Raw genomic sequence first — 1,645 nt, 5'->3', positions numbered from 1 at the left:
TGCCATCACAGATTTTCATAGGCGTTCTTCTACCTTCGCAACAGCCGGATAGCCGCTGGCTGAAGTGATCTTTCTACACCGAGGAGGGTAAGGCTTGGTGATGCGGGACCGCACTGAACCGACGGTAAATCGACCTCTTCGCGCCCAACTTTCACCCCATCCGCCTGCCATCATCTCAGTATGCGCAAAGGCAACCAGATCAACTACCAAAGAGCCAAGGCCCGAAGGACCTTCAAGAGGTCTTTGAGGGGTATCATTCCGGCGCTTCTGATAGTCGGAGGCATCGCCCTTTTGATCAGCTCTGACCCGTCAAAGACCTTCCTGACTGACCTGCGATCCCAAGAGCAAACCAAGCCAACGATCCTTCGGGGAGGCGATGCTTGGGGCGGTGCTAGGCAACAGGGCACGACTTCTCGGTCTGGCAAAACCCTCTCCGGTCCCGTGAGCCATGTACGGGATGGCGATACGATTGAGGTCTCTGGCGTGGCTGTCAGGTTGGCAAACCTCGATTGTGCTGAGAGCGGCACGATGGCAGGGGACAGCGCTACGAGAAGGATGCGCCAGCTTGTGAGCACAGGACAGGTGACTTGTACGTTGAGCGGGCGCAAATCTTATGACCGGGAGGTAGGTCAGTGCCGGTTGGCAGGTGGCGATGATGTTGGGCGGGTGATGATTGCCGAAGGGATATGTGGTCGGTGGCGGTGAGCATTTGTTCAGGTTTTGCTGATGTAGGTCAGCAGTGCGGACAAAGCTGCCGTTGGCAAAAGCGAGATTTACCGACGTAGTCAGCCAAAGCAGTAAAAAATCAAGCGCCCACCACTACCCGACTTCAATTTTGACATATGTCAATTTGAAATAGCTGCCGTTCCGTACGCTTCCCTTGTTTGTATGCATAGAAATGTTCTTGGGGGGAAACGATGTTACTGAAGCCGCTGTTCAAAATTCTGGGGATTGCATGTCTAACAGCATTGTCGCCTTCAGGCTCTGCTCTGGCTCACGATGTTCACCGTTCGAATGGATGGCATAATGAGTGGCACCAAGATCACATGATGGGTCAAGGCTACATGATGGGTCCGGGTCACATGATGGGTCAAGGCTACACGATGGATCCGGGTCACATGATGGGCCAAGGTTACATGATGCCCCCCGACTTCAACCGACAGGGCAATTTCGGTCCCGGCACAATGCAGTCACTGAGAGAGGACCTCGATGCAGACGATGTAAGGCGTATGATGGAGTATAGACTTCGCGGGATGAACAACCCAAACATCAAAATTGGTAATATCGCGGAACAGGACGCAGATACCATCACTGCCGAAATTGTCACGAAAGATGGGTCGCTCGTACAGCGACTGAACGTGGATCGTCATACCGGCTGGATGCAGCCAAGCCAATAGTGGCGCGTTTAGTCTTCGTACATGGGATTTCCTTTGTGCATACGAAGGGACCGGAAGCGGATGGCTCCCGGCTGGGTTTGGGATGGTTGGTTTGAGGGTTTGCCTTGGACCAGTCCCGCGCTGGGCTGGGTGGTCGAAGGCGTTGGGACTGGGCTGAGAGGTGTCCTCAGCAGGGTCACAAGAGCATCGGCGTTTGGGTCAGCCTGATGCGGTCCAGTTTATAGGAGGATGGGACATACCTTAGGATA

2 protein-coding genes are annotated in these 1,645 nt (G+C 54.3%); both read left to right on the top strand.

Annotated features, from left to right (window positions below; genetic code table 11):
- Nucleotides 1-291 precede the first annotated feature (291 nt).
- Entirely contained in the window at nt 292-705 is a 414-nt protein-coding gene (locus V6D20_02475; GenBank protein ID HEY9814658.1) for a hypothetical protein, read from the top strand.
- A gap of 212 nt (nt 706-917) precedes the next feature.
- Nucleotides 918-1,397 carry a hypothetical protein gene (locus V6D20_02470; GenBank protein ID HEY9814657.1) on the top strand — a complete coding sequence of 160 codons (480 nt, stop codon included), beginning with the start codon at nt 918-920 and terminating at the stop codon, nt 1,395-1,397.
- The last annotated feature ends 248 nt before the right edge of the window (nt 1,398-1,645 follow it).

This window comes from Candidatus Obscuribacterales bacterium, assembly GCA_036703605.1.
Classification (GTDB): domain Bacteria; phylum Cyanobacteriota; class Cyanobacteriia; order RECH01; family RECH01; genus RECH01.
Note: the sequence above shows the minus strand (reverse complement) of the source record. Positions and strands in the feature narration are given on the sequence as shown.